This window comes from Streptomyces caniferus, assembly GCF_009811555.1.
Classification (GTDB): domain Bacteria; phylum Actinomycetota; class Actinomycetes; order Streptomycetales; family Streptomycetaceae; genus Streptomyces; species Streptomyces caniferus.
The window spans coordinates 1,529,489-1,556,019 of sequence record NZ_BLIN01000005.1; the positions used below are offsets into that span (position 1 = coordinate 1,529,489).

The window sequence follows — 26,531 nt, forward strand, 5'->3', positions numbered from 1 at the left end:
GCGGTTTCTCCGCATCCTCTGGGGCATGTCGCCGTCTCACAGATGGAGCAAGCCCCGATGTCCGACACCAGCCCGACCACCCCCGAACCCGAGCCGATCCGCGTCCCCGACGGGGACCTCGACGACCTCGCCAGCACCCTCGCCAAGACCATGGCCCAGGTCAAGCAGCACGGCGTCATCCTCGACCGCCTCGGCTCCGAGCCCGATCCCGTACCCGCGGCCAGCCCGCCCACGGAGGGCGCTCCGGCAGCCGAGTCGGCGGACGCCGAGCAGGCAGACGGCCCCGCCTCGGTGTTCATCCTCGCCTTGGGCGGCAAGGCTTACGCCGTCGAACTCGCCGCCCTCACCGACTGGGTGAACCACCTCTTCCTCCCGGTGTACGGCCGGGAGATCAGCACGAACCGTCCGTGGTGCGCGCAGTGGCACGAACACCCCGAGGCCGTCGCCCGGCTGCACGCCCTCTGGCTCTCGTGGCAGCAATTCACCGATACCGAGGCCGGCCTGTCCGGCCCTTCGACCTGGCACCGCGACCACCTCGACCAGGCGCTGGTTCACCTGCGCGCCCCCGACGGTCCCTTCGCTGCGTGCACGACGAGCCCGAGCCGCCCCACCCATCGCGTGCTGGCCACCCCCGCGCCCGAGCAGACGGGGTCGGCGGCATGAGCGGCATACGCGACACGCCGTTGGCAGAAACGGCTCACCGGCCGAACCCCGGGAGGCCGATGTGAGCCACGCCCGCTTCGCCTTCGCCGCGCATCCCGACGCCATCGCGGATCTACGACAACTTCCGGACGAAATTCGCGACCTGGCGCTGCTGGAACTGCAGAGCCTGGTCCACGGAAGTGATGACTGCCTGCCTCTGAAGGGCCGCCTCGCAGGTTTCCACAAGGTCTACGTCGACCCCACCGTGTCCTACCGGATGGTCATCCAGTTCCGCGCGGCACCACCGACCTCAGACCACAAACGCGAGATCTATCTCGTTGCCGCCGGAAGCCGGCAGGACTACGCGGTCTACCACTCTGCCCACCTCCGCACCGGCCTGCAGCAGGACACCGAGACGATCTCCGCCACCGAGGCTCGGGTGCAGGCCGCCCGGTCCCGCTCTTCCCTCGCGGCCGACAGGTCGACGAATACCCCAGCAACTCCTCCAGAAGCAGCCCTGCCCACGGCCGCTGCCCCCCGAAAGGCCGCCCAGCGATGACCACCGAACGTACCCCTCTGCCCCGTACCGAACTGGCGGACCTCCTCACCGACGCCGCGCAGAGCGTCTCCGCAATCCTCACCGCCGAGTACCCGACGACCGCCAACCGCTCCTACCTGCACCCCGTACTGGGTGCGCTTTCCGCCGGGCCCCGGGTGGCCTGCGAGCTGAACGACCGGCTCGAAGCGTTCGTGGCCGAAGAGCCGCGCCCCACCACCCCGGCGGGCCTGTTCACCCTGGCCTCCTACGCCGCCGCGCTGGGATGGCTCACCGAGTCCCTCGCCGAGCTGACCACCTCGGTCGACCAGATCTGCACGCGGGCGGGCATCCCCACAGTGCCCCAGGACCCGGACGTGGCCACGCCCGGCAGTGCCGAGCCGGACGGCGAGTTCGGCTTCGCCTTCAGCGCTCTGGAGTTGGCGGCGATCCGCACCGCCGCCGAGGCTGCCGGCCTCCCGCCGGGTGACTACGTCGAGGTGCTCTCCGAGTCGCTGCTCACAGCCTCCCGGATCACCGACGCCTGCATGGAGATCTCCAGCGGCCTGCTCGAAGACGCCGCGTACGTCCGCGGCGCGGCGACCGACCGGGTCTGGATCGGCGACGGCCCGGACAGCCTGCCCACCCTGGTCCGTTCGCTGCTTACCCGGATGGATGCAGCCGAATGAACCCCTGCAACGCTCACCGCGCGCTAGTGCACCAGGGCTGGCGCGACCGCAGCAACCGCCGCCTCGGCATGGTGCTGCAGACGCTCCGCTCCGAGCACGCCGCCAGCTCCTCCGCTCCAGTGCATAGCTGAAAACCCTTCCCATAACGGAGTTCGCCCCATGTCCACCCCCATACAGCCCTCTGCCGCCTCCATCGGTTCGGCCGATGCTCAGCACGTCGAGGACGCGCTCTCTCTGATTGCACCGAAGTGGACCACCTGGACGGCGCAGACCCTGGCACAGCAGGGCCATCCCATGCGTGTACACGAGGTCGCCGCCAGGCTCCCCTTCATCAGCGAGCAGTTCGTCTCCAAGAGGCTGGTCACGATGCACGCTGACGGGCTGGTCGCCCGCGCCGGCGACCGTCACGGGGCGCCGTACCAGCTCACCGCACTCGGCAAGTCGCTGGCTTCGGTGCACCGCGCTTTGTCGGACTGGTCCCTGTCCAACCTGTCGCTCGGCAAGGTGGCCGGAGCGGAACGGGTCGAGGACGCCGCGCGGCGTCTGCATCTTCGGCATTCGACCGCCGTGATCCAGATGCTCGACGCAGGAGGCCCCATGCGGTTCGTCCACATCGCCGAGGAGTCCGGGCTGGACAACGGCTTCACCCGGTATCGGCTCAACCGGCTTCAGGCCGACGGCCTCGCAACCCGCACAGGCCCGCGCCACGGCGCCCCCTATGTCCTGACCGACGCAGGGAGTGCGCTGGGCCCCGTCTACGCGGCCGTCTCACACTGGAGCAACCCCGCCGCCGCGCGAAGGGACTCGTCGACTCCGGTGTCCGTCGCGACGGCGACGCGGACCCACGCCAGCGTCCCTCTGGGGTCGGACGGTGCCCGGACCGCGGCGGCCCTGCGCCGGAGCGCTGCCGCGCCGAGCGTCCTCTTCAGCCATGCCCCGCAACCGCAACCGCGTGTGCCGGCGGCCGTCACCGCTCAGTCAGCCCCGGGTCGGGGTCGGTGACCGTCGTGTCGCTGAGAGCCAGCCGCTTCCCCCCGTTGGTACGGCGCCCGCGTGCAGTCCAGCAGTCCGTTTTGCTGCGCACGCGGGCGCCGCCTCCTCCCACGCCCCGGAGCTTCGACTATGAGCGCCCGCAATGCCTACGAGCCGTATCTCTACCAAGAGGTACTGGTAAGCCCCCTGTACCTGGCCGGCTCCGACGGGACCGGCGACGCCGGCTTCGCCCCCGTCGCCCACTGGCCGCACCACCACCTGGACGACGGCCCCTGCCAGCACCTCGTCACCTCCCCCGACCAGCGGATTCGCATCGGCTGGTTCGGCGACGACTTCGAGCTGTGGAAGATCACCGCAGCCGAGGACGCCGTCTCCGCGCCCCGCTGGATGGCAACCTTCAATCACGTCACCCCGGCCGAGATCGTCGCCGGTCTCACCACCGCCCTGGCTCACGACTACGCCGAGGCCGACTCATACGACGCCAACGCGCGCTTCCTGACCAACCCGTCGCGGCTCTGGCCCGAAGCCATTCGGCCACTGACCGACGCCGGCTGGACCCGTGACGCAGCCGAGCGCGGCACCGTCGAGTTCAGCTCCCCAGACGGCCAGGCAGGCGTCCTGATCGACAACCGTCGCTCTAGCTGGGATGCCAGGACTGTGGAGCTGTGGGCCGGTCCACCGGGCTGGGCCACGCGCGCGGAGGCGGTCTTCACTACCCGCACCCCGTCCCACTTGATCGCCGCGACGGCAGCCGCCATGGCGGATTCGGCCCCGGTGATCCGTGAGCGGCATCAAGTCCATCGCGAGATGGAGCACTTGGTCACGCTCACCCCAGTCGGCTCGGCCTCACCCCAGACCTCTCAGATCCCTCAGCCCTCTCGGTCACCCACCCCACTCGACGTGCGGCGCACCGCGGTCACCCAGGCCGTCCACCGCGCCACACGCGCGCCGCGGACTGCCGCCGCTCTCCGTGTCATGGCCGCCCGCAGTCGCACCGCGAGTTCGACACGGACCGGGGCTCCCAGCCCCGTGCCCACAGCCATGCCGCTGCTCAGCCCGTCAGCTCCTCGCCGCAGCCGCTGACTCCCCCTGGCCTCTTCGGGGCCTCGCCCAGATTGAACAGCACGTCCAAATAAGGGAGTTACGCCATGCTCGACGCCACCGCACTCGACCAGGCCACCGCCGTGATCGAGAAAGCCTGGGGCCGTCCCATCGAAGCTCTGGAATCCCTCACGATCCACAACCCCTGCGACGACCCGCTCCTGCGCGCGGCCCTCTACATCCGCTCGGCCCTGGTCATCACCGACAACGCGGTGGCCGTGCACCAGGACCGGCTGCACGCCCTGACCCGGCCCGGTCACGTGCCGGCCTTCTACGACCAGGAACGGGCCACCAGCTCAGCGGCGGACCTTCGCGTCGCCCAAGCCGAGAGCCGTACGTTCCGGCAGGCGCTCGGCCACGTGATCGAAGCGCATGAAGCCGCCGCGACCGCGGACCGGGCACCGGCCGTCCAGCTGGCCCAGGCCGCTGTCGCCCGCTCCGGGCACTCTCCACGCACCCTGGGCCAGTTGCCTGAACAGCCCGCTCCTTCGGCCGCTGTCGGCTCACCCGGGGCCGGACGGGGCCCGCACCGCTGAGCGGTCAGGCGAGGTCCTCGTCGCGGTGGGCATCTGCGATGCGGGAGTCCACCACGCGGGCCAGCTCCTCCACCGTCAACTCGACGCGACACCCCTCCGCGATCCGGTCCTCCACCACCGCGTCCTCGTCCCGCCGCCCGTCGCACTGCGTACCGACGGCCCACTGGCCGTCGGCGACCATCGCGATGTCGCCCACCGTCCACGGCCGCCCGGCGGCAAAGATCTTGCGCTCCAGCCCGGCTCCGTCCCAATACCTGGTCGGCTCCACCACTCCTGCTCCCCCTTCGGCTCCGTACGGCCCGCTGCCGCAACCCGGTTAGGACAACCACGTCCGCCGATCCATTCCCAGGCCACCGGACATCTGCCGACGGCCGCCAGTTCGCCCACGGCAGACGCCACTTCCCGGGAACGGACTACGTACTTCGGCACACCGCATGTCAACGTACGGGTGTTGGGGAAAACCGCAGGTCAACGAAGGGACCGTGCAACCGTGACCGCCTCCACCACCCTCCTTCCCGCCGTCGTCCGCCCCACCGTGGAAGACAGCTACTGGCTCTCCTCCGACCACTGCGCGAACACGGTGCTCGAACTCCTCGACACCCTCGGCTGGGCACTCGTCGACACCCCGGAGGCCAACATCCACGCCACGAGCCCGGACGGCCGGGTCTACGTCGGCTGGCTCCCCGAGGACCCCACCGCCTGGAAGCGCAACATCGTCTGGCACATCCGGGTGCAGCCCACCGAAGGCGACCCGTGGGTACAGGAGTTCGGCATTCACACCCCCTCCGAAGGCGTCGCCGGATTCATCGCCGCCCTCGTCGCACATTCCCGCTGAACCACCGGGCCCGCCCCTGGCGGCCCGCCCCGTTCACCCGGCCCATCTCCTCACCCTCGACCGAAAGGGCGCGCACCGCACATGACCATCTACTCCGACGACCTGGTCCGGATCACGCACTGGACGAGCGGCCTGGGCGCCTGCGCGTTCGGCGTCTACGACGCTGTCGCTGGCGCCGGATCGGACCTGCACGGCCTCGTCATGACCTACTGCGGGGCGGTGCTGGTGTACACCGCAGGTGGCTTCCAGGACTACCTTCGTCGGCGCGATACCCGAGTCGTCGTCCACCTCGCGGGCAATCCCGGCGCGTCTCTCCCCCAGATCTGCGCCGCCACCGGCCTGCACAAGGACCGGGTCGGCAGCTCGCTCCAGCGCCTGACCGCCGATGGCCTGGTGCTCTCGGAGAGCGGTTCCACTGCGATCTCCCGTTCCTACCGGCTCACCCGCTGACCCCACTGTCTCGGGCAGACCGGACCTGTCCCCGCCCGTCAGACCACCAGGGGGTTCCGACCGTGCGCATGCTCCTGGCCACCCGTCCCAGCTACCGCCGCAAGTGCGCCTACGCCCGACGCTGCACCTGCTTCTACCTCCCCGGTCAGTACGGCCACCGCGCCAAGCGCCTCCGTCGCCGTGCCGCCCGTCATGCCGAACGACGCCAGTGGCAGCGCGACCTCTTGGCCGCGCACACCCGGTAGTCGTCGCCCCGGCCAACCGATCGCCCCACCCCACCCACGAGGAGCTTCACCATGCCCTTCCGCGCCCCGCTCACCAACCACCATGCCGACAAGACCTTCTGCCCGGCGGACCACAAGCACACCAGCTCCGGCAAGCCGCTCCACCCCGATTGCCCCGGTCGCGCCTACACGCAGGCCATCTGCTCGTGCGGCGACTGGGAGATGAAGCAGTCCGGCAAGGGCTACGTCAACGAGAGCCGCAAGCGCCACCTCGCCACCCACACCGAGACCGTAGGCCGTTCGCGATCTGCTGCGTCTCAACGTTCCTGACACCCCCGGCTCCGCCGTCCCGCACCACTCTCGGAGATTCCCGTGCCCCTCCACCTGACCGTCGGTCACCTGCTCCGCCAGCTCCAGGACCTCGACCCCAGCCTTCCGATCCGGCTCGCCATCAACCCCGACTGGCCCTTCGCCCACTACGTGGAGACCGAGGTGGTCGTCCGGGGCGGCAAGGCGTTCATCGCCGAGGACGGCCAAGAGGACTACCTCCCGACCGCGGTCAGCAACGCCCTCGCCTGGGCCTGACCCACAGCCCCGGAGGCTCCTATCTCGTCTCGATCCCTCCCGTCCCACGTCCTTCCGCTGCACGGCCTTGCCGTGCACCCCATGCCGAGCGGCGTACGCGGCGCGCTGGTCCAGCGCGTCTCCGCCCGGCCCGACGGACCACTCGACGTCACCTGGCTCGCCGCCGAAGCCCCGAGAATCGCCCTTGGCCGCATCCGCCTGCGCTGGGAGCCCGCCTCCCTCGCCGGGTGGGACGTCACCGCCCACCTGGGCCTGGCCACCGGCGAGGTGCATCTCGCCTCCTGGCCTGCCGCCCCGGACGACTGGCCGCGCCTGGTCCGACCGACCCTCCACGAGGTGCTCGGCCTGAGCGCCGCCCTCGCGGTCGCGACGGCCGCGCTCGACCTCTCGAACCGCCTCGCCCAGGTCTGACCGACACCGCAAAGGCCGCCCCGCGCCGATCCGGCAGGGGCGGCCTTGCTGTACGCCCGGCCGCGTTGCGTACGCTCATCATCAGCGTCAGCGCCGCCCGCAACCGCAAGAGCCGAGGCAGCCTGCCCGCGCCCGACGACACCACCGTGCCGGACCGGCCCCGTTGGAGGCCGGCCACGTTCCAGGGCTGGAAGCCGGTCGGCCGGGGGTTCCGCAGTGACCTGCACGGCGAGTCGGCTCCTCCCGTCTCACCGGCGTCCTCCGGGCAAAGAGCGTCATGAACAGGCTCCTCGTCGGTTCCTCCTTGGTCGCCGCCGCTGGAGCGGTCACCGCCATCGCCGCCGCTTTCCAGCACAGTTACGGCACCTGCAGCATCGCCTTGTTCGTCGTCGCAGCCGGTGCCATCGGTGCCTACCGGATCAGCCGGTCCCAGGACGCCGCCAACGACCGCGCCGTCCTTCACCGGCTACGAGAAGCACCCCAGACGGCTATCGATGACCTCTCCAACGAGCTTGGGCTTCGCTCTGCCGCAGTCCGCCTCAGCATCCACCGCTTGACCAGGTCCGGCGAGCTGCCCTCGAACGCCGATTCCACTGAATGACGGCTCGTCGCCCCCTAGGCTCAGGGCATGACCGACTCACCAATGCCGTCCCCGCCGTTTCCCTCGCCAGACAACGCCGCGCTCAAAGTAGTCGTCGGCAACGCCATCGCATCGGTCCACAGCGGCGAGTCCACGGTGGAGGAGGCGATCCTGCACGCAGCCGTCCACGGCTGGTACGAGGGACACATCCAGGGCGAGGACGAATGCCCCGGCTGCGACTTCCGAGGTGGGCTGCCGAAAAACGCCAACCGCGGCTGACCGCCCACCAGGGGTTCACCGGCGACGAACGGCCAACTAGGTTCCGTCGGCGCCCCCGGCTCGATAGCGTCTTCTCATGACGACGCAAGATCGGTCGGTGCCGCATGCGCTGAACGACGGCATGGGTGAGACCGGCCACAGGCGGGTACTTGGAGGCCCGGAACAGGCTTCTCTGTATATCGAGTGCCTAGGGCCAATGGGACAAGTGGTGAGCAGGGCGACAGGTTTCGTCGTGCGGGGTCGAGGTGGGGAAACGTTCCTCATCACCAATCGACACGTGGTCACGGGGCGTAACAGCTTCGATGACGACAGACTGCTGAAGAACCCCGAGGGCAAAGAGGCCATCGCGCCATCTGGATTGCGCGTCGCGCTGCCCTCTGCCCAGCGGCTGGGTTTGTGGAAGCCATGCGTCTTCGATCTGTGGGACAAGGACGGCAGGCCCACGTGGTGGGAACACCCGGAACTGGGGTGGCGGGTCGACGTGATCGTTCTGCCCGTCTATGTCGACGAGGAACTGTTCGACTTGTACCCGGTGCCACTGACGCCCTGCCCTGCTCAACTACGAGTAGCCACGAAAATGTTCGTCGTTGGCTTCCCCGGTGGTTTCGATCCCCTCACCGCCGTCGGAGCCCTCGGAATTTGGACCGGCGCCACTGTGGCATGGCAGCCAGAGTTGAACTGGCGAGACCTACCGATCGTGCTTGTTGACGGCCGCACGCGCGAAGGACAGTCTGGTTCACCCGCATGGTTCGTGGCAGACGAATTCACCAAATATAGGTCCTCCGACGGATCCGTAAAGGATGGCCCAGCGGAGGGCCTGGTCGGTGTCTATGGTGGTCGTATCACCAGGGACAGTGATATCGGTTATGTCTGGAAGCGCAAGGCGCTTGAGGCGATTCTTGAGCACGGTACTTGCCCGCCGACGCCCCTGGTGTCTCCTTTCGACGATGACGTCACCTACGAGCGCCTGCTCGATCCGGTGGCCATTCAGGAGGACAAAGAGAGGGACAAGGGAAAAGCCGACGATCGCAGCCCTTTCAGGCCCTACTCGAAGTAGGTGCCGGCGAAGGCCCCGTCGAAGCCGAGCGCGGCGAGGCCCTCCTCGACGCTGGGGTAGGTCCTGTGGTCGGGGATGGCGATCAGGGCGTCGAAGTCGGTGCGGCTGATCTCGGGTTCGAGCCACTGGTTGCTGCAGCGGCAGACGATCCAGACGTTGCGGCCGTGGTTGATGAGCAGCCAGTCGCGCCGGGCGTGGCAGGCCGAGCACCGTACGGGCATCCCGCGCAGGGCCATCTCGGCCGGGTGGCTGAGGCAGCGCGTCGCGCCGGGACCGCTGGGCTGCTGCATCTCGTATTCGAGTTGCAGCAGGGGGTCGGTGCCGGCCGGGAGGGTGGGCAGCACGGGCGCCGGCTCTGCGGTGCGGTCGGTGGTTCTGAGCACGAGCGTCATCATCTCCCGATTGAGTCCTTCTGGTTCATCCGTAACAGCCGGGCAACCGGCTGTCCAGTGGCTTCTTGGTGACCGGTCAGCGGTCAGCGGCGCGGTGGTCGGGTGCGCGGGTCGGAGCCGGGACGAGCTGCCGCCGTGGGAGCCGTCCGGGTGCGGTCGTTGGTCGAGGTCGTGGGCTGACGGGTGCCGGCCTGCGGGTGAGGAGCCGCTTCTCCCGGGTGCGCGGGGAGCTGGGCGAGGCGGCGCAGGCGCCAGACCAGGACGTCGTTCACGTCCTCGGCGGTGTCGAGTTCGCGCATGGCGATGGCCTGCTGCAGGAGCGCCTCGGGCTCGTGGCCCGCCTGTTCGGCCTGGGCGAGGGTGGCGGCCAGGGCATCGGTCCTCGGCGTGCCATCTGCTCGTAGTCCCTGCTGCGGGAGTGCTGCGCGGATGGTGGCCTCGTGGGTTCGGCGTACGACTTCGGGGAGGGCGCGGCCTTGGTCGCGCAGTGCTCGCATGGGTGTGGCGGCGGCTTGGCGGCAGGCGGCTCGTAGGTGCTCGGCGGTCTGTCGGGAGGCGTGGGCCTGCTGGGCGTGGCCCCGGGCGGAGTGCCAGCGGGCGGCGGCGAGGGCGACCAGGACCAGGGTCGAGGCGAGCATGGCGGTGGTGCCGCCGTCTTCGCCACGGCCGAGAGCACTGCCGGCCTGGATGATGCCCCGGGCGGCCGAGCGGATCGCCCGGGTATCGGTGCGCTCCGCTCGGACATGACTGCGGGTCGCCCGCTCGAATTCTCGGGCGGCAGCCGCCAGCTCGGCGCGGGTAGCGGCCGGAGAGGTCTGAGCGGCCGCGTCCAGGAGTTCGCCGACGCCGACGAGCTGGGCGGCGGCTTCATCGTCGCCACCGTCGAGGAGGACGGCGGCATGCTCGGCGATGCCGGTGGCGCTCCGCCGTGCACGGGCGGGCGGGGACCAGTCCGGTCGACCGCTGTTGGTGGCCGAAGCCGTTGTCTGGTCGACCGTGTCGTCGGCGAGGCGAAGGCGGATCTTCGGCAGGGACAGGTCGGGGGCGAGTTTGGAGCCGGGGAACCAGACCGGTTCACGGTGGCGGTTGCGGTCGCCGGGCAAGGCGACGTTGTAGCCGATGGCATCGCCGGACGGGGCAGTGCGTATTTTCACGCGCAGCCCGGCCTCGCGCAGCCGGGTGAAGAACTCTTCTTCGGTGGCCGCTCCGGCGAGGGACTGGCGGACGGCTTCGCGAAGCGTTTCGCGCGAGGGCTCAGGTCGGCCGGTGCGTTCGGCCTTGAAGCGCTCGGCACTGGTGGGTGTCTTGGAGCCGGTGCCGTCGCCCGGGTTGAGGCGGCGCAGTCCCCACTCTTTCTCGATGCGGCGGCATTCGGCCTGGGCCTTCTTGAAGTCGTAGTTCATCCGGGGGCGGCGCAGGTCGCCTCGGACCATGGTGGCCAGGATGTGGATGTGGTCGTCCGCGTGGCGTACCGCGACCCAGCGGCAGCCGTCCGGGTCGCCCTCGGGAGCGATCCCGGTCGCCGCGACGAGGCGTTGGGCGACGGTGTTCCACTCAGCATCGGTCAGCATCCGGTCGCCGGGGTCGGTGCGCACCGAGCAGTGCCACACATGCTTGGCAGGCGCACGGTCGCCGGCCTGCTTGACCCGGAGGTCAAGGGCGGCGGTGAGGCGGGCGAGGGTGGCCTTGGGGTCCGAGTCAGGGCTGGTGTCGCGGCCCGGGTCGGGCGCGAAGCCGTCCCAGCTCCCGACAAGGTGAGCATCGACGTGCTCGTCCCGCTTGCCGGGGCCGTAGAGGTAGACGAGCAGGCCGTGGGTGCGTGAGCCGCGCCGGATCTTGGGAACCATCAGAGCCGCTTCTTCACCAGGGCGTCGGCCGTGCCCGTCGACGCGGGACAGCAGCCGGATCAAGGCGGCCAGGGCGTGGTCGAGTTCACCGGGGCGGGGCTGTCCTCCGGCGTTTTGGATGAACGCGATCTGGTTGATGTTGTTGCCGATCCGGGAGAGGGCGGTGCGCAGGGCGGCCAGCTCGTCGATGGCGGTGTCGAGCTGCTCGTTGGAGTGCAGGGTGGTGGAACCGCGGGCGGCGGCGAGCCCGGCGGCGGCGAGGAAGCGGGCGACGGTGACGCCGCGCTGCACTGCGGCGGCGGCGATCTCGGCTTTCTCGGTGTCGGAGAGGCGAGTTGTGGTCTTGTGGGTGCGCTCGTTCGGGTTGCGGCTGCGGCGGCGCGGTGTGCGGTCGGGGAACGCGGGCGTGTTCGGGCTCGGCTGCTCGCGCAGGGCGCGGTGTTCTGCTTCTCCCCCTTCGACCGGCGCCCCCTGGTGCCAGTTGCCCCACGGGTCCTCGTGCGCCCTCGCTCGGGTACCTGTCGGGCTTCCCCCGCCCTCCTGGGTGGGGGCAAGTGCATGCGACGGGCCGTAGGACCGTCGTATGCGACAACTTGCTCCGCCAGGAGCCGTCGTGGGCTCACGCTGCTGTCCGGCCGTGGTGTCCACCGGGTCGTTGGCGGTGGTCACCGGCTCGTCTCCGGGTCCTGCTGCTGGATTTCGCGGACGAGGTCCTCGATCCAGTCCATGGCCAGGACCGGGTGGTGCAGGGTCCAGGGGCGACTGTGGCGCTCTCGTTGCACGGTCCAGGTGGTGTCGGGGCCGGACTGGGCGCGGTGGAGGTGTCCGCGCTGGTGCAGGACGGTCAGCCAGGAGTCGACTTCGGCGGGCGTGGCCGGGTGGGTGCGCATCAGGTGTGTTCCGCTTCTGCTCTGGAGAGGCGTGCGTGTGTGTCCGGGGCGGGTGACCGGCCGTGGTGCCCGGCTCGGTCACCCGCCCCGTGGTGTCCGGTCAGGGCCGGGCGGAGGTGACCGGCTGCCCGCGCTGCTCGCGGAGCTGAGCCATCAGCGCGGTCAGGGTGTCGCTGGACAGGGGGATCTGCTGACCGCGGATCGCCTGGGCGACCACCTTGCGGGTCAGCTTGTCCTCGGCCCTGACCGCTGACCGGGCGATCTCCAGCAGCTCCTCGGTATCCGGGTCAGGCCGCCGGTCACCGGGCACCCGGGCGTCCCGGTCAGTGACCGGCGGCGGAGTGACCGGCCGTTCGGTGACCGGCGAGGGGCTGTCCTGGTGGCCGGTGACCGGCTCGGTGCCGTCCGGGCGGTCAGTGACCGGCGGCGCGGTGTCCTGCTGTCCGGGCAGGTCAGCGGCCTCGTGCGGCTGACCGTGGTGACCGGTGACCGGGTTGGTGCTGTCCGCCGGGGCGCTGTCCCCGGTCAGTGACTGAGGGCTGGGGGTGGTCTGCTTGTCCAGGGAACGAGGCGGCCGGTCGGTCAGGGCAGTGACCGGCTGCCCGGCGGTGACCTGACCGGGCTCCGGCTGCTGACCGACCTGGTCGGCCCGGGTGACCGCGATGCCGGCGGGCTTGCCGACCTGACCGAGGTGACCGGCCTGACCGTGGTCCTCGCGGTCACTGTCCTTGACCGGACCGCGGGCGATGAGGATGTAGAGGTGGACGGCGCCGGCCAGCGCGAGCGGGGCGATCGTGGACAGCACCGCGACCACGGTGTCTCCGAGCCGGAGCCCGGTGTCCGGTGCCGCTTCCTCGTTGAGCCGCACTGCGTGGAGCGCGTTGGCCCAGATGCTGGCGGCGGTGGCCGTGCCGACGAGCATCCAGACGTAGAGCCGGGACCGCATCGGCGCATCGCGCAGGACCATGAGGGCCCGGATGCCGTAGGCGATGAACCCGTCGATCACCAGCGGGAAAAGGTAGCTGAGGAAGCCTCGGACGTGGATGGCGACAGCCATCTGCTGAAGGGCGTCCCAGCTCAGGGCGCATCCCACGCTGCCCAGGGCCATGACGACCGCGCGGTCCCAGTCGGTGATGCGCGCGGCCGTCGGCCCGCTCGCCGTGCTCACGCCGCCGTCCCGAAGTCGTCGCGGCCCAGACGCTCGCCGTTGGCATTGAGGGACGGGGTGGTCTCCGCACTCTGTTCCAGACCCCGGTTGCGCAGGGCCCGGCGGAGTTCGCGGTACTTCTTCTGAGCGTGCTCCTCGGTGATCTTCAACAGCCAGGCCAGGCGCTGCTCGGTCACCCCATGGCGGTAGGCGGCGTGGACGACCGCGCGGCGCTCGGCCTTGGTGAGGTGGACGTCGCGCCCGGCGACGGTGGCGTTGACGCGGCTGTAGTCCAGACGCTCGGCGAGCTGCTCGTGCAGCAGGCCGCGTTCCTCCTCGGTCAAGCCACCCCGGATGCCATGGGTGTCACCGCCTTCGAGGGCAGCATCCAGGCAGGTGCGGCGCACCGGGCACTGAGCGCACAGCGACTTCGCAGTGGCGATCTTGTCGGTCTCGTCGGGCTCCGGGAAGAAGAGTTCGGGGTCCACCGGGTTGTACTCGGTGCGCTGGCAGACGGCCTCGTCCTGCCAGGTGTGGTCGCCGAGCGACCGGTGGCGGGCAGGGGTGATCGTCGTGGTGGTCATGCGGGGTGCTCCGATCGCTCTCCGCGCGCAGGGCATCGGCGGAGGAGGCGCTGGTCATGAGAGGTGAATGAGGCGGCGCGCCAAGGGCACGGTCGGCCTGCGGAAGGTCAGGCGGCAGCGCGGAAGCGTCTGCGGTCGACCGGCTCGAACTCGACGCGGGTGGTCATCTGCGCGAGCCGGGAGGCGACACGATCGCCGAGGTAGGCCCGGAAGTCCCTGATGCTCAGGTTGGTGGTGATCAGCGTCGGGAGTTCGAGGTTGTACCGGCGGTTGATCAGCCGGTAGGTCACTTCCTCGACCCACTCGGAGGACTTGGCCGCACCGAGATCGTCGATGATCAGCAGCGGGGACCGGCTCACGGCGCCCAGCTCCCGCTCGCTGTCCACCCCAGGCCGAGGGCGCAGGTCGGCGTACAGGTCGGCGGCAGTGGTCGCGCGCCAGCGCACGCCGACTCCGCTCTGGACCAGCCGCCGGACCGCGCCGTACGCCTGGTGCGTCTTGCCCGCGCCGACGACCCCGGCCATCAGCAGACTGGGGCCGGTGGTGACCTGCCGCCGGGCTCCCCGGCTGGGAGCGACAGCGGCCTGGGCGACCTCCCGGACCCAGGCCAGAACCTGCGGGTGGTCGGCGACGGCGGCCTGGTAGCGCGGGGGCATCCCGACCAGCAGGGAGTCCAGCGGGGAGAACGGTTCAGGCTCGTCGACCACCGCGGCGACGGCGGTCGGGTCGATGTTGCGAGCGGCCAGGATCCGCGCCATGCGGTCCAGGGTGCCCTCGCTGCCGAGAAGCTGCGGTTCGCGGTTACGGGTGCGCATCACAGCTCCTCGGCGTAGGCGGCGGCAGCGTCGACCGGGTTGGTCCACGCCTGGTGAGCGGGCACGTTAAGCCGGGATCCCGGCCGCGCCAAACCGCCGGGCCGTGTGTTCATGGCCTCGTTGACCATGCTGGTCAGCACGCTCGGGTGCTTGGGGTTGGCCGCGAAATTCGCCAGCCCGGCCCGGATGTGCTCCGGGGCGATGCCCTCGCCCAGGAGCTTCTTGGTGATCCGCCCGAGGTGCCCGATCACGTCGTTGGGCGGGCGCTCGTCGCAGGCAGCGGTGTACTCGCCGATGAGTTGGTTGGCCGAGACGGTGGCTGCGGGCGCTGTGCGCCCCGTAGGTACAGAGGATCCAGGATCCAAGATCCTAGATCCAGGCGCCGAGCCCTCGCCGAGTCCTCCCCTAGGCTTCGGGGAGGACTCGGGGAATGCGCCTTGACCTGCGCTTTTCATGTCATCGTGGCCCGGGGTGCCCGTCATGGCGTCGAGGACGTCCTGCTGGGCAACGGGAGTCTGGCCTACCTGGCCGCGAGGCTCCTCGGCGGGCTGCGCGGGCAGATCGAGGGCGCAGGGAGTGTTCGGCGAGCCCTCGGGGAGTCCTCGGGGAGGGGCCGTCGGCTCCTCGGCCCGCTTGGTGCAGGTGCCCTTGCAGGGGGCGCACCGGTCGGCAGCCTGGTGCTGCGGACAGGAGGGCAAGCGGGACTGGCTCGGCTTGTCGATCTTCTGGTGCTCGGCCCAAGTGACGACATGCAGGTACCGGCGGCCGTCGCATCCGGTGTACCGACAGATCAGCGCCGCGTCGGCAAGCTGCTGCAGGTCGTCCTCGACGTGCACCGAGGTGTGCTCGGCGCGCAGCGGCCAGAGCAGCCCTGCGATGATCGCGGCGTTGTCGCGGTGACGCCCGTGGTCGTCGGCTTGGGTGAGGAGGCCGAAGAAGGTCCGCTCGGCGGCGACGGTGATCTGGGCGAGCGACTCGCTGGTGAAAGCTTCGGGCTTGATGGTTCGTATCCGCGCCATGTCAGCAGCCCCGATCGGCGGCGGTCGCGTCGCTGCGGGTGAGGTTCGCGTGGGCGAGGTCGAACACGTGCGGCCGCGTCCAGTCCGCCTTCGGCCAGACCCGCAGGATCCACCGGGCTGCGAACCTGGCCGTGTTCCGGCCCAGCTTCAGCGTCTCGCCGGCCTCGTCCTTGACAATGGCGTGTGGGTGGGGCCACGCGTGCTGAGGGTCGTTGAGGCTGACCCGGATGGTGGCCGCGCCCGGGATCATGTCGGCGAGCTGGGCGGCGAGGCGGTGCTGACGGTCGTCTTCCGGGCAGGCCGGGGTGCCGCTCGGCATGGCGAGCATGCGATACTCCGTTGCTTGTAGGAGATGCGGTGCGACGGTTCTCGTGCAAAAGCCCCGTCGCCTCGCGAGATGTGAATGGGTGCTCCTCGGGGTGCCCGGCCCGGCGCCTGGGAGTTGGTAGCTCCCGGGCGCCGGTCTCATTCACCCCGGCGGACATCACGGCCCGCGTGGGTCCATCACCCCTCCCCTCTTGGCCTATCGGCCGATGATCCGCTTGTGCGGGGACCAGCAACATATGCGGGCACCCGCGCAAGATCCAGTCGTTGGGAATGAGGTGCCACTGCACCGGAATCGGCATCTGCCGGACGATCTTTTCAGGAACCCGCAACGGCCGGTGCGGTGATGGGTGAATCTCCAGGCCTCGCCGAGATAGGAGCGCCATTTGGTGTCCGGCGCCTGGGAGTTACCGCGCTCAGGCACCGCCACTGTTTTACGGGTTGCTGGAACCGTCCCGACCGCATCCCCCGCATATAGTTCCTACCTGCCGTCTGTCGCTGAGCCAGGTTCCCGGCGAGGGACGACGAACATACGCAAGGGCGATCTCAAGATCCATACTTAGCTGCCGGCCTCGCTACGACTCGCAGTGGAGGCGACGACTGACTGCAGAGGTGAGGCCTGGAGAGTTCGGGTTGGACCGAGGACTCCGAAATCGATCTCCACGTGACCTCCTGTGTCTGATGCCGCAACGCTCTGTTGTACCGGCTGGCCATAAAGATTTAAGCCAAGACCGAGAAGCTCCGTCAAAGCAGACCGTATGCCCGTTTTGGCCGCATAGGTCGCGACCGTACGGGCGATCTACTGAGGCTGCTTGCAGCACACAACCGCCTTGCGAATTAGGGGACATGGGGACTTCCGGCTACACGGGAGAGGTGACTGCACCGCTGGTCTAGACCGGCAGCAGAAGGCAACGGTGAAAACCGGCAAACATTTGCCGGTTTCGCAGATCAGGCGTAAGCGCGAGGGCGGGATGCCCGGTTCACTGGTGATCGAGAGCGCGATCACCGGGGAACTTAATTTAATACTTGACAGTCACATTCTCGCGAGTATGTGGCTGCCACCACACGTGGTCAAGATCGTTCAAATACCGCGTATGGTCTTAGCGGGGAGACGTTAAGGGCGGGGGACGGCGGCTGCGCTGTCCCTCTTTTTGCATGCCCAAAATCGAGTGTCTCCTGTCACGCCAACGCAATGACAGGGAGAGGCCGATGGCCGCGAGGCGGCGGGCCGAAAGTGACGACACGGCTGCGAAGAAGGGCACATCTGCGGCGCCCGTCGGAGTAGCCGGGCAATACATGGGCTTCGGCGGGATGTTGAAGCGGTGGCGGAAGGCCGCCGGCGTCAACCAGATTGTCCTAGCGCGTGCCCTGGGAATCGGTGAGCGCACATATCGCAACATCGAGCGCGGCGCGACCCCGCGGTTCTCGCAGCCCCAGTGCGATGCCCTGGCAGACCTACTGAAGCTGGACGCCGACGAACGCCACGCCCTACTGCTCTACAACGTCGGCACCTACCTGCGAGCCTCGACAGCTGACGGTCGGCCCGAGCTCGGGCCGGCCCTGAGGCTGCTCATCGACCGCCAGATGCCCTCGCCGACCTACCTGTCCGACCGCAACTGGAACATCCTCGCCTACAACAAGGCCATGGCCGAGCTGTGGCCGTGGGTCATGGAGCCTCGCGCCAACATCATCAGGTGGGCGCTGACCACCCCGGAAGGGCGTGCCACCTACCACGACTGGCACAAGCACGCCGCAGTTTTCGTCAGGATGCTGCGCTTCGCGCTGACCACCCACGGCGGCGACACTGATCTTCAGGAACTGATCTCGGACGTTAAGAAGAACCCCGAGATCCAGAAGATCTGGGACGCGGACGCCGACCTCGTCGAGCATCGCGATGGCCACGTCTTTCTCGCCAGCATCCCCACCCTCGGCTGGAAGACGATCGAGATCGTCAGCCACGTGGCATACCCGGCAATCATGCCGGACTGCCGCTTCGTTGTGATGACCTGGGTGGAAGCGGAACCGGATGCCCAACGGGATGCGCTGGGCGGCCCACGCAACGCATGGGCAGAGGAAACGCACAACACGGCTCATGAACGCAGCCGCGCCCAAGCGCGCATCGCGGAAGCCGATCGACTCCGCGACATGGACCTCCGCACTGCGCGTCTGGTGGTCGACAGCGCAGAGAAGGCCGCGGCCAAGGCCGGCAAGGACGGAATTCCCCTGCCCGCGCTCAGCCGCCTCATGGGGCCGACCTCCCAGCTGACGCTGTCGCCGTCGACTCGCAATGTGGTCTGGGCAGTTGAGGAAGCACCCGGTGAATGGGGCGTCTCGCAAGTATCGCCCTCTACGCTGATCGCCCGCGTGCCGCCCGCCGCCATACACGGTGACGCACGAGCCGAGTTGAAAAGGCTCACCCGGTTCGCCTTGCCGGCCGCCCCCGATGCTGCCGCAGACCGTGTCCAACAACTCCTCAGCGAACTCGACCAGCAGCAAAGTCTCTTGCGCGAAATCCAAAGAGACCTGGACGGGCACAGGTCAGCGCTGCGCCCTCCCCAAGGCATAGCCCGCGAAGTCCAAGCCGAACTCGTCTCGTGATTCCCACGCAAAGGCCGGGCGAGGAAAAGCGTGCTGGTCTGCACCGAGTCGCCTGCCCTGATGCGCTATGGCCTGTTCTCCCATTCTGAAGTCTGAAGAAAGACCCAATCCCGTGCACCAGTACACCTATGCCTGCCCTCTGCGCTGGAGCGATGCCGATGCCTACGGTCACATCAACAACGCGCAATTCCTCAGCTACATGGAGGAAGCCCGTACGCGCATGTTCCAAGAAATCGTCACCACGCACGAAGAAGGGCACCGCTCAAACGCCTTCGTCGTGAGCCGAACCATCATCGACTACCGTGCCCCACTGTTCTACGGGCCTGAACCCGTCGATGTGCACGTCTGGGTCACGAGGGCTTCCGCCGCCACCTTCGAACTCGCCTATGAGGTCAGAGGTGCCGAGCAAATGTACGTCGAAGCCACCACCACGATTGTCGCTTATAACCTCGACACGGGGGCTCCGCGGCGCCTCTCTGAGACGGAACGGGCTTTCGTCGCTCGCTATACCAAGCGCTGATCCGGTCGACCTAGAGCGGCTGACCGCAACGTCCCGCCCCGGAATTCCGCGGTCCACCGCCGTCAGCGGCCTACCCCCGCCCCATGCGGTCAGGCCCGAGAGAGCCACCGGCGGCGCTCCGCGTCGGTGACGATGCGGTGGTGGTGGTCGAGTTCCAGTTGGGCGAGGTGGGCGTAGTGCTCGACGACATCGGCGCCGAGGGCTTCCCGCACGGTGGGGCTGTGGCGGAAGGCGATCTGTGCCTGGTGCAGGGTGCTTGGTAGCGGGGTGGCTCCTTCGCGGTAGGCGTCGCTGGCCTCGGCGGGGCCGGGGGTGAGTCGGTGCTCGATCCCGTGGTTCATCGCTGCGACGGCGGCGGCCAGCGCGAGGTAGGGGTTGGCATCTGCCCCTGGGACGCGGACTTCCAGGTGTCGGCCTTCGCCGTGGCCGACGACTCGGATGGCGCAGGTGCGGTTGTCGTGGCCCCAGCTGGCCGTGGTGGGCGCGAAGGAGCCGGGTGCGTATCGCTTGTAGGAGTTGATGTTCGGGGCGTAGAGCACGCCCATCTGCGGGAGAGCATCGAGGAGCCCGGCGATGGCGTTCTGGGCCGGCGCGGACAGGGCACCGCCGGAGTCGCTGATCACGCTGGTGCCGTCTTTCCACAGCGAGAGGTGCAGATGCAGTCCGCTTCCGACTCCGGTCTCCGGTGCTGCCATGAAGGTGGGGGCCAGGCCGGCCCGGCTGCCGATGGCGCGCACGGCGTGCTTGAAGGCCAGGTGCCCGTCGCAGGCGGCCAGAGCTCCGCCGTAGGGGAAGGTGACCTCTACTTGGCCAGGTGCGCCCTCCGTCTTGACCGCTTCCACGGGAAGGCCAGCGCCGGCGAGCGCGGCCTGTAGCCGACGGAAGAAGCGATCCGCGGCCGGGGAGTGGTCCAGGGCGTAGTCGAGGTTCTCGGCGGTCAGTGGCCGCATCTCCTGGTAGGCGCGTTCGGCGGCCTGGTCGTAGTGCCCTGGTAGAGCACGAACTCGGTTTCCAGGCCCGCTTTGACGTTCAGCCCGTGGCGCCCCAGGCGGTTCAGCTGGCGACGCAGCATCTGGCGCGGGGCCACCTCGACCGGGGTGGCGTTGTGGTCGACGGCGTCGCCGAGGACCAAGGCGCTCTTCGGCATCCATGGCGTGAGGCGCAGCGTCTCGATCGCCGGGGTGACCATGAGGTCCTGGTAACCGGTGGCCCATGAGGTGAGTGCGAAGCCGTCCGCGGGGGTCATGTCGACGTCGGTGGCCAGTACGTAGGCGCACATGTCGGCGCTGCCAGTGGCGAGGCGGTCGAGGAAGTGCTGCGCGCCGTAGCGCTTGCCCTTCAATCGGCCTTGCAGGTCCGGGACGGCCAGCAGCACGGTGTCGACCCGTCCCGCGGCAACGTGCTCGCGCAACTGGTCGAGTGTGAGCTGGCTGGCGGACCGATCGCTTCCCCGTTGCCCAGGGGCCGTGGGGAGCGGACCGGATCGGTTGCCGGCGTCGGCAGGGGGCGGGTTCATACGATCTCCTGGTCGAAGCGGCCCATGGAGCGGTCGACGTGGTGGGCCGGTACGTCGTAGGTGCGTTCGCCCGCGACACGCCACCAGAGCCAGGCCAGCAATAGCACTGCGACCAATGCGACCGGGGCGTAGTTGAAGGACCCGACGGTTACCGGGCCCGTTTGCGGCAGGCAGAAGAGCACGGTCACGAAAGCCACCCATACGACGGCGACACAGCCGACTGGAACACCCCACCGGCCCAGGTTCCACGGGCCGGGAGCAAAGCGGTTGCGGTGCTTGATCCGCAGGTAGATGGGGATGGCGTAGGCGGGGGTGATGCCGATGACGTTGATGCTGGTGATCGCCGCGTACGCCGTCGGGCTGTACAGGCTCGGCACGGCGAGCAGCGCGGCGACACCGACGGCCAGCCAGACGGCGTTGCGCGGGGTACCGGTGCGTGAGTGCACTCGCCGCCACAGGCCCGAGCCCGGCAGCGCGCCGTCCCGGCTGAAGGCGAACACCATCCGGGACGCCGCGGCCGTCTCGGCGTTGCCGCAGAACAGCTGTGCCGCGATCACGATCAGCAGCAGCGCCTTCGCACCGCCTCCTCCGAGCGCGTCCAGGAAGATCTGAGCGGGCGGAACCCCGGTCGCTGTGGCCTGCGTTGCCGCGTAGTCCTGGATGGCGAACGTGAGCCCGGCCAGCAGGACGAACCCGGCCACCCACGACCATCCGATCGCCCGCATGATGCCGCGGGAGGCGGACACCTGGGCGTTGGTGGTCTCCTCCGACAGGTGAGCGGAGGCGTCGTAGCCGCAGAAGGTGTACTGCGCGAGCAGCAGGCCGATCAGCACGACGTACAGCGACGAGGACCAGCCGGTGTCATTGACGAACTCGCCGAAGACGAAGCTCGCGTCCTGGTGGTGTGCGGGCACGAGGGCCAGGGCGCCGACGATCACGGCGACTCCGGCGAGGTGCCACCAGACACTGATGCTGTTGAGGATGCTGACCAGGCGGACGCCGAACAGGTTCAGCCCGGCGTGCAGGGCGAGGATGACCAGGTAGATCGCCATGGTCTTGCCCTCGGTCGGCTCGAAGCCGAACTGGAGGTTCAAGAAGGCACCGATGAACAGCGCGGCCCCGTAGTCGATGCCGGCGATCGCCCCGAGCAACCCGAGCAGATTCAGCCAGCCGGTGTACCAGCCCCACTTCCGGCCGCCGAGCTGCTCGGCCTGGAAGTACAGCGCTCCGGATGTCGGGTAGGCGGAGGTGACCTCGGCGAGGCCGGCACCGACGAACATCACCATCACGCCGACCGCGATCCAGCCCCACATCATGACGGCCGGGCCGCCGGTGGTCAGGCCGAAGCCGTACAGGGTCATGCACCCGGACAACACGGAAATCACGGAGAAGCTGATGGCGAAATTGCCGAAGGAGCCCATCCGGCGCGTCAGCACCGGTTCGTAACCGAGTTCGCGCAGGTAGGCATCGTCAGAACGGACACGAGCGGTGTGGCGGGGTGGTCCTGAGCGGAACACGAAACCTCCAGGGGTAAGGGACGAAATCGAGGCGAGATGGGCAGGTTCATGCCAATCGGCTGGTGTGCCCGGCGGGGTTCTGGCGCGGGGAAGCGGGAGGGGCGTGGCTGTTCGCGTAGGCCAACGACTCCCTGCGAGCCCGGAGCATCAATTCCTGACCGCCGTTAGCCCCAGGCGGCCGTTCTTCGAGTGACGCCCAGGGCTCACGTGTCGCGTAGGGCTCCATTGCGGTGAACACGTCGGCCGCTTCCAGGTACTGGTGGCTCGCCCACAGCGCGTAGGCCAGGTAGTTCAGGTCGGTCAGCGACCGCATGGCGGGATCGGCCTTCTTGAACCAACCGTGGAAGGCGTCACGGGAGTACGTGCACATGGGTTCCTCGGCCCACTGCCGCCGCCACAGCGGATGAACTTTCCCTTCGACTCTCTGCAGGCGGCACTGCTCTACTTGGGCGTAGGCGGGCAGGAGCAGCATGGGTGTGCCGGCGGGTGCCCAGGACGCCACCCAGCGCCCGAAGTCGAAGACGGAGGCGAGCTGCGCCGAGGGCGGAGCGTTGCGGGAGAGCAGGAATTGCAGGACGCGGTGGTACGCCTCGCGGTTGTAGGAATCGCGTCGGGTCACCTCGTCCAGCAGCTGCCACGGTCCTGGCGGCACCATCGGTTCCGCCGACCGCACGCGGTGTTCGGGGCGGCGTTGGTTCCTGTCGATCTGAGCGAGGGCCAGCAGGCACACCCAGGGGACCGGATCCTGCGGAGCACGCTGCGCAGCCATCTGCGCCGCATGCCGGGCCCGCGTCTCGAATTCGGCGGCACCTGTGTGTTGTTGGCGGTGGGCGCGCAGGGCTCTCTCCACGAACACCCGAGCGCTCATCACCTGCGGGTCGTAGGCGTCCGGCTCCTCGGCCAGCCACACGTCCACCACGTCAGCCCCTGCGGCAGCGACCGCCAGGACCTGCGTGCGCGAGGTTCTGAGCCCTCGCGAGCTGGTGGCGAGAAGCAGATTCCGAGCGGCTCTCCACCGGCCTGCTTGGAGTTCGACCATGGCCACGCGAAGGTCGTCGTCAGCGCCAGCCGGGTGATACACCGGGCGCATCAGGTCGTCTCGCATGCGGCTGAGGTGTTGCGGCCTGCGGGTGGCTTGACCTGATGTCCGGCCGAGGTGCGCACCGCGGGAGCGGGGGCTGCGTTCGTCAGGGGTGTCATGAGTCCTCGCAAGGGTGGGGGCTGAGTGAAGGCCGCTGGGCACGCCTCGGGGCGTCCGCGCCCGGTGTAGCCTGCGGCGCCGACCGACGCGATACGTCCGGGCGGTCGGCCTAGAGACGGAGGCTGCTGATCGCCGTGATCACAGCCTGGGCGAACTGGCTGATGCTGGGAGCGAGCGAGGTTCCCTGAAGATAGAAGCCCAGCAAGATGGCTGCCACGGCGTGGCCGGTTTTGAGCCCGCCCTTGCGGACGAGCAGACACACAATCACGGTCAAAGCAACGACCAACGAAAGGTGAAGTGTCACGGCGCTGTGCCCTTCTGGCCGTCATGCCACCGCCAGGTCCGGCGACAGGGCTTCGAGCCGGAGCGCAGCGTCAACCAGAGCAACGTGGCTGAACGCCTGTGGGAAATTGCCCACCTGCCGCTGGGCCTTGGGGTCCCACTCCTCCGCGAGCAGGCCCAGGTCGTTGCGGAGCGAGAGCAGCTTCTCGAAGAGCTTGCGGGCCTCGTCCACCCGGCCGATCATCGCGAGGTCGTCCGCGAGCCAGAACGAACACGCCAGGAAGGCGCCCTCCTCGCCCTCCAGACCGTCCACGCCGAGGTCGTCCGCACCGGACGTCGGGTAGCGCAGCACGAAGCCGTCCTCGGTGGACAGCTCCCGCTGGATCGCCTCGATCGTGCCGATGACGCGCTTGTCGTCCGGCGGCAGAAAGCCCATCTGCGGGATCAGCAGCAGCGAGGCGTCCAGCTCCTGCGAACCGTAGGACTGGGTGAAGGTGTTGCGCTCCTTGTCGTAACCCTTCTCGCAGACATCCCGGTGGATCGTCTCGCGCAGGTCCTTCCAGCGCTCCAGCGGCCCGTCGACATCCCCGGACTCGATCAGCTTGACCGTGCGGTCGACCGCGACCCAGGTCATGACCTTGGAGTGCACGAAGTGCCGGCGCGGACCGCGGACCTCCCAGATGCCCTCGTCCGGCTCGTCCCAGTGCTTCTCCACCCACTGGATCAGCTTGAGCTGGAGCAGCGAGGCGTAGTCGTTACGGGCCAGGCCCGTCATGTGCGCCAGGTGCAGCGCCTCGGTGACCTCGCCGTACACATCGAGCTGGAGCTGTCCCGCGGCGCCGTTGCCGACCCGCACCGGACGGGAATTCTCGTATCCGGGAAGCCAGTTGAGCTCGTTCTCGCCCAACTCCCGTTCGCCCGCGATGCCGTACATGATCTGGAGGTTTTCCGGGTCGCCGGCCACCGCCCGCAGCAGCCACTCCCGCCAGGCCCGCGCTTCTTCGCGGTAGCCCGTGCGCAGCAGGGAGGACAGGGTGATCGCCGCGTCCCGCAGCCAGGTGAAGCGGTAGTCCCAGTTACGGACCCCGCCCAGGCACTCCGGCAGCGAGGTCGTCGGCGCCGCCACGATCCCGCCGGTCGGCGCGTACGTCAGCGCCTTGAGCGTGATCAGCGAGCGCACCACCGCATCGCGGTAGGGCCCGTGGTACGTGCAGTGCTCGACCCACTCGCGCCAGAACTCCTCGGTCGCCTCCAGCGACGCCTCGGGCTCCGCCACGGCCGGCGGCGGCTTGTGGGAGGGCTCCCAGGAGATCGTGAACGCGATCCGCTCACCCGGCGAGACCGTGAAGTCGGAGAACGTCGTCAGGTCCTTGCCGTACGTCTCCGCCGCGGTGTCCAGCCACACCGAATCGGGCCCGGCCACCGCGACCGTACGGTCGTCCACCTTGTGCACCCAGGGCACGACCCAGCCGTAGGAGAACCGCATCCGCAGCTGTGAGCGCATCGGGACGCGGCCGCTGACGCCCTCCACGATGCGGATCAGCTGCGGCGCGCCGTCGCGCGGCGGCATGAAGTCGATCACCCGGACGGTACCGCGCGGGGTGTCCCACTCCGATTCCAGCACGAGCGAATCGCCCCGGTAGCGCCGGCGGTCGGCCGGTGCGGGCCGGCCCCCGGGGCCGTTGACCGGCCCCATCCGCCAGAATCCGTCCTCCTCCGTGCCCAGCAGCCCTGCAAACACCGCTGGGGAGTCAAAGCGCGGCAGGCACGCCCAGTCGATTGAGCCGTTCCTGCCGACGAGGGCGGCCGTCTGCGTGTCGCCTATCAGTCCGTAGTCCTCGATGAGGCCGGCCATGGATGTCTCCGATCTTCGTACGGGCCGGCCTGGTGCGAGCCAGGCGGCGGTGCAGGAGGTGCGGGTGCTTCATGCCTGCTGGATGGATTTGGTGCGGGAGCGACCTGCGCCAACCCACGGGAGGAAGAGGTGGGATCCGGAGTAACCGTCGGAGAGTTCGACGGCCCCGGTCTGTGCCGCCCGGGCTGTGAGGCAGGCGTGCACGCGCCTGGTGTCCTGCGGCGAGAGGAACGTACTGGCTGCGGCCGGAGGGATGAACTTCCGTACCGAGGGGCCGCACTGTGGACACAGAACGCTGTCGATGCGGAGGCAGCCGGGCGTCTCCGCTCCGTAGAAGTAGTGCACCTGAGCGGGGCGAGAGGGGAAGCGGCACCAGTCGATGCCGAGCAGCTGGTCGAGCGCGATCGACTGGCCGAGCCCTTGGAGCGCGTAGCGCTCCGCGGTCTTTCGTGGCGTTTCGCCGACGGCGGTATCGGCCGCGCCACCCGGAAGGCGCCACGCTTCGGTGGCGTTGTCTCGAACGATGAGGAGCCGATCCTGCCGGTCCGTGATCACAGCGCTGCTCGCGACCAGCACGGCGGGCTGGCGATTTGCCGGAGCCGCTGGGGCTCCCTTGCTCCTTGCCGGCCGGGCGGACCGGCTGTTGGGCGGTGTGGCTCCGGTGCCGAGGTGGGCGACGGTATCTGCCGCGAGGGCTTTGAGCCCGGCGGCGGCTCTCCCCCGGGATCGTGGTGGCAGGAGGGGCAGGGCGTTGGCGGTGGACAGAAGCCGGACGGTGTCGCCGGTGTTGTGGAGTCTGAGGGTGCGGGTCTGCCGTCGGGTCAGCGGGCCGGCGGCGAAGATGTGGGTGATGACGGACCTGTTGGGATGCTCGACCCTGTCGATGCCGACCAGCTGTCCAGCCGGCAGGGTGAGGCCAAGCAGGTCGCGAACTACCCGCTCGGCAGCCGCTTCAGGTGTCTCGTGGCGGTGCGTGAGGCTGCCCGGGAGCTCGATGTAACCACGGCGGTTGGGATCGGTGACGATCAAGAAGTCGGGTGCGGCAACGACGAGGGCTGCTACAGAGACCATCGGCTGTCGATCCGTCGGTATCTCGGACTGCTGGTC

General features: G+C 69.1%; 33 protein-coding genes and 1 pseudogene. 17 read left to right on the forward strand and 17 right to left on the reverse strand.

Annotation, left to right across the window (positions count from 1 at the left end; translation table 11 throughout):
- Positions 1-57 precede the first annotated feature (57 nt).
- From Scani_RS23270 to Scani_RS23295, 6 genes are all read left to right on the forward strand, one after another.
- A complete protein-coding gene (locus tag Scani_RS23270; RefSeq protein ID WP_159479478.1) occupies positions 58-663 on the forward strand; it encodes a DUF4913 domain-containing protein in 606 nt (201 codons plus the stop codon).
- A 61-nt stretch (positions 664-724) separates the two neighbouring features.
- The gene (locus Scani_RS23275; RefSeq protein ID WP_159479480.1) at positions 725-1,201 is read left to right on the forward strand and encodes a hypothetical protein; all 477 of its coding nucleotides are present in this window, start codon (positions 725-727) and stop codon (positions 1,199-1,201) included.
- Positions 1,198-1,866 carry a hypothetical protein gene (locus Scani_RS23280; protein ID WP_159479482.1) on the forward strand — a complete coding sequence of 223 codons (669 nt, stop codon included), beginning with the start codon at positions 1,198-1,200 and terminating at the stop codon, positions 1,864-1,866. The genes Scani_RS23275 and Scani_RS23280 overlap by 4 nt, the downstream gene beginning before the upstream one ends.
- A gap of 159 nt (positions 1,867-2,025) precedes the next feature.
- Complete coding sequence (locus Scani_RS23285; RefSeq protein ID WP_159479484.1) at positions 2,026-2,868, forward strand: winged helix-turn-helix transcriptional regulator; 843 nt, start codon at positions 2,026-2,028, stop codon at positions 2,866-2,868.
- A gap of 120 nt (positions 2,869-2,988) precedes the next feature.
- Positions 2,989-3,942 (forward strand): SPDY domain-containing protein, encoded by a 954-nt coding sequence (locus Scani_RS23290; RefSeq protein WP_159479486.1) that lies wholly within the window; start codon positions 2,989-2,991, stop codon positions 3,940-3,942.
- Positions 3,943-4,007: 65 nt separating this feature from the next.
- The gene (locus Scani_RS23295) at positions 4,008-4,496 is read left to right on the forward strand and encodes a hypothetical protein (protein ID WP_159479488.1); all 489 of its coding nucleotides are present in this window, start codon (positions 4,008-4,010) and stop codon (positions 4,494-4,496) included.
- A 4-nt stretch (positions 4,497-4,500) separates the two neighbouring features.
- On the opposite strand, the gene Scani_RS23300 is transcribed toward Scani_RS23295, so the two are convergent.
- Positions 4,501-4,767 (reverse strand): hypothetical protein, encoded by a 267-nt coding sequence (locus Scani_RS23300; RefSeq protein WP_159479490.1) that lies wholly within the window; start codon positions 4,765-4,767, stop codon positions 4,501-4,503.
- A gap of 219 nt (positions 4,768-4,986) precedes the next feature.
- On the opposite strand from Scani_RS23300, the gene Scani_RS23305 reads away from it, so the two are divergent.
- From Scani_RS23305 to Scani_RS23350, 9 genes are all read left to right on the forward strand, one after another.
- Positions 4,987-5,331 (forward strand): SPDY domain-containing protein, encoded by a 345-nt coding sequence (locus Scani_RS23305; protein WP_159479492.1) that lies wholly within the window; start codon positions 4,987-4,989, stop codon positions 5,329-5,331.
- 81 nt (positions 5,332-5,412) lie between these two features.
- Complete coding sequence (locus Scani_RS23310; protein ID WP_159479494.1) at positions 5,413-5,781, forward strand: MarR family transcriptional regulator; 369 nt, start codon at positions 5,413-5,415, stop codon at positions 5,779-5,781.
- Positions 5,782-5,843: 62 nt separating this feature from the next.
- Positions 5,844-6,026: a hypothetical protein gene (locus Scani_RS23315; RefSeq protein WP_159479496.1), complete on the forward strand. Its 183-nt coding sequence runs from the start codon at positions 5,844-5,846 to the stop codon at positions 6,024-6,026.
- Positions 6,027-6,077: 51 nt separating this feature from the next.
- The gene (locus Scani_RS23320; protein WP_159479498.1) at positions 6,078-6,335 is read left to right on the forward strand and encodes a hypothetical protein; all 258 of its coding nucleotides are present in this window, start codon (positions 6,078-6,080) and stop codon (positions 6,333-6,335) included.
- A 42-nt stretch (positions 6,336-6,377) separates the two neighbouring features.
- Positions 6,378-6,590, forward strand: a complete 213-nt coding sequence (locus tag Scani_RS23325; protein ID WP_159479500.1) for a hypothetical protein — start codon at positions 6,378-6,380, stop codon at positions 6,588-6,590.
- A gap of 81 nt (positions 6,591-6,671) precedes the next feature.
- Positions 6,672-7,001: an esterase gene (locus Scani_RS23330; RefSeq protein WP_159479502.1), complete on the forward strand. Its 330-nt coding sequence runs from the start codon at positions 6,672-6,674 to the stop codon at positions 6,999-7,001.
- A 277-nt stretch (positions 7,002-7,278) separates the two neighbouring features.
- Positions 7,279-7,602, forward strand: coding sequence for a hypothetical protein (locus Scani_RS23340; RefSeq protein ID WP_159479505.1), 324 nt, complete (start codon positions 7,279-7,281; stop codon positions 7,600-7,602).
- A gap of 27 nt (positions 7,603-7,629) precedes the next feature.
- Positions 7,630-7,860, forward strand: a complete 231-nt coding sequence (locus Scani_RS23345) for a hypothetical protein (RefSeq protein WP_159479506.1) — start codon at positions 7,630-7,632, stop codon at positions 7,858-7,860.
- A gap of 76 nt (positions 7,861-7,936) precedes the next feature.
- Positions 7,937-8,917 (forward strand): trypsin-like peptidase domain-containing protein, encoded by a 981-nt coding sequence (locus Scani_RS23350; RefSeq protein WP_159479508.1) that lies wholly within the window; start codon positions 7,937-7,939, stop codon positions 8,915-8,917.
- On the opposite strand, the gene Scani_RS23355 is transcribed toward Scani_RS23350, so the two are convergent.
- The 9 genes and pseudogenes from Scani_RS23355 to Scani_RS23390 form a co-directional block, all read right to left on the reverse strand.
- Positions 8,905-9,309, reverse strand: a complete 405-nt coding sequence (locus Scani_RS23355; protein WP_159482326.1) for a hypothetical protein — start codon at positions 9,307-9,309, stop codon at positions 8,905-8,907. The two genes, Scani_RS23350 and Scani_RS23355, sit on opposite strands and share 13 nt — an antisense overlap.
- An 83-nt stretch (positions 9,310-9,392) precedes the next feature.
- The gene (locus tag Scani_RS23360) at positions 9,393-11,156 is read right to left on the reverse strand and encodes a relaxase/mobilization nuclease domain-containing protein (RefSeq protein ID WP_159482327.1); all 1,764 of its coding nucleotides are present in this window, start codon (positions 11,154-11,156) and stop codon (positions 9,393-9,395) included.
- 135 nt (positions 11,157-11,291) lie between these two features.
- Positions 11,292-11,825: pseudogene (locus Scani_RS42210) on the reverse strand (plasmid mobilization protein); the annotation flags it as partial.
- Positions 11,822-12,046, reverse strand: a complete 225-nt coding sequence (locus Scani_RS23365) for a hypothetical protein (RefSeq protein ID WP_093646148.1) — start codon at positions 12,044-12,046, stop codon at positions 11,822-11,824. The gene Scani_RS23365 and the pseudogene Scani_RS42210, both read right to left, overlap by 4 nt.
- A gap of 100 nt (positions 12,047-12,146) precedes the next feature.
- Positions 12,147-13,214: a DUF2637 domain-containing protein gene (locus tag Scani_RS23370; protein WP_159479510.1), complete on the reverse strand. Its 1,068-nt coding sequence runs from the start codon at positions 13,212-13,214 to the stop codon at positions 12,147-12,149.
- Positions 13,211-13,777, reverse strand: coding sequence for a WhiB family transcriptional regulator (locus Scani_RS23375; protein WP_159479512.1), 567 nt, complete (start codon positions 13,775-13,777; stop codon positions 13,211-13,213). The genes Scani_RS23370 and Scani_RS23375 overlap by 4 nt, the downstream gene beginning before the upstream one ends.
- A 107-nt stretch (positions 13,778-13,884) precedes the next feature.
- The gene (locus Scani_RS23380; protein WP_159479514.1) at positions 13,885-14,592 is read right to left on the reverse strand and encodes an ATP-binding protein; all 708 of its coding nucleotides are present in this window, start codon (positions 14,590-14,592) and stop codon (positions 13,885-13,887) included.
- On the reverse strand, positions 14,592-15,611 hold the full coding sequence (locus Scani_RS23385; protein WP_159479516.1) for a hypothetical protein: 1,020 nt from the start codon (positions 15,609-15,611) through the stop codon (positions 14,592-14,594). The genes Scani_RS23380 and Scani_RS23385 overlap by 1 nt, the downstream gene beginning before the upstream one ends.
- Before the next feature lies 1 nt (position 15,612).
- Positions 15,613-15,939, reverse strand: coding sequence for a transcriptional regulator (locus tag Scani_RS23390; protein WP_159479518.1), 327 nt, complete (start codon positions 15,937-15,939; stop codon positions 15,613-15,615).
- A 1,151-nt stretch (positions 15,940-17,090) separates the two neighbouring features.
- Here Scani_RS23390 and Scani_RS23395 point away from each other — a divergent pair.
- Positions 17,091-18,533 (forward strand): helix-turn-helix transcriptional regulator, encoded by a 1,443-nt coding sequence (locus Scani_RS23395; protein WP_246296115.1) that lies wholly within the window; start codon positions 17,091-17,093, stop codon positions 18,531-18,533.
- A 112-nt stretch (positions 18,534-18,645) separates the two neighbouring features.
- A complete protein-coding gene (locus Scani_RS23400; protein WP_159479520.1) occupies positions 18,646-19,053 on the forward strand; it encodes an acyl-CoA thioesterase in 408 nt (135 codons plus the stop codon).
- Between the two features lie 89 nt (positions 19,054-19,142).
- Here the strand turns inward: Scani_RS23400 and Scani_RS41170 are convergent, their stop codons facing one another.
- The 7 genes from Scani_RS41170 to Scani_RS23430 form a co-directional block, all read right to left on the reverse strand.
- Positions 19,143-20,003, reverse strand: a complete 861-nt coding sequence (locus tag Scani_RS41170; RefSeq protein WP_246296116.1) for a type I glutamate--ammonia ligase — start codon at positions 20,001-20,003, stop codon at positions 19,143-19,145.
- The gene (locus Scani_RS41175; RefSeq protein ID WP_246296117.1) at positions 19,991-20,464 is read right to left on the reverse strand and encodes a type I glutamate--ammonia ligase; all 474 of its coding nucleotides are present in this window, start codon (positions 20,462-20,464) and stop codon (positions 19,991-19,993) included. The genes Scani_RS41170 and Scani_RS41175 overlap by 13 nt, the downstream gene beginning before the upstream one ends.
- Before the next feature lie 101 nt (positions 20,465-20,565).
- The gene (locus Scani_RS23410; RefSeq protein ID WP_246296118.1) at positions 20,566-22,086 is read right to left on the reverse strand and encodes an amino acid permease; all 1,521 of its coding nucleotides are present in this window, start codon (positions 22,084-22,086) and stop codon (positions 20,566-20,568) included.
- A gap of 46 nt (positions 22,087-22,132) precedes the next feature.
- Complete coding sequence (locus Scani_RS23415; protein ID WP_246296119.1) at positions 22,133-23,005, reverse strand: hypothetical protein; 873 nt, start codon at positions 23,003-23,005, stop codon at positions 22,133-22,135.
- 391 nt (positions 23,006-23,396) lie between these two features.
- On the reverse strand, positions 23,397-23,591 hold the full coding sequence (locus Scani_RS23420; protein ID WP_159479522.1) for a hypothetical protein: 195 nt from the start codon (positions 23,589-23,591) through the stop codon (positions 23,397-23,399).
- A gap of 21 nt (positions 23,592-23,612) precedes the next feature.
- A complete protein-coding gene (locus Scani_RS23425; RefSeq protein ID WP_159479524.1) occupies positions 23,613-25,424 on the reverse strand; it encodes a glycoside hydrolase family 15 protein in 1,812 nt (603 codons plus the stop codon).
- 69 nt (positions 25,425-25,493) lie between these two features.
- On the reverse strand, positions 25,494-26,453 hold the full coding sequence (locus tag Scani_RS23430) for an NUDIX hydrolase (RefSeq protein WP_159479526.1): 960 nt from the start codon (positions 26,451-26,453) through the stop codon (positions 25,494-25,496).
- Positions 26,454-26,531: the final 78 nt, after the last annotated feature.